This window comes from Monashia sp. HAY1-2A, from assembly GCF_056755315.1.
Map to the genome: position 1 here is coordinate 1 of NZ_JBNDHY010000368.1, position 281 is coordinate 281.

Here is a 281-nt window from a genome sequence, read left to right on the forward strand (position 1 = left end):
GCACTGATGTTTGTTTCCTGTACGAAGGCTAACAAATCAGAAAATCAATCTCAGGATGCAGCAGAGACCACTGCCCAGACAAGAGCGGAATATATCGAAGTTGAACCTAACGTAAGACTTCACGTAACCGACCTTGGTGAAGGAAAACCGGTTGTTTTAATTCACGGATATCCGGTAAGTGATGCTTCCTGGGAGTATCAGTATCTTCCTCTAATCAAAGCAGGTTACCGTGTGATTGGGATCACTTTGAGAGGATTCGGACAGTCGGACAAACCGTACGG

1 protein-coding gene is annotated in these 281 nt (G+C 45.6%); it reads left to right on the forward strand.

From position 1 onward, the window contains the following. Positions 1 to 281, forward strand: a 281-nt coding sequence (locus ACPYOM_RS22325) for an alpha/beta fold hydrolase (protein WP_481347638.1), incomplete at both ends; no start/stop codon positions are given.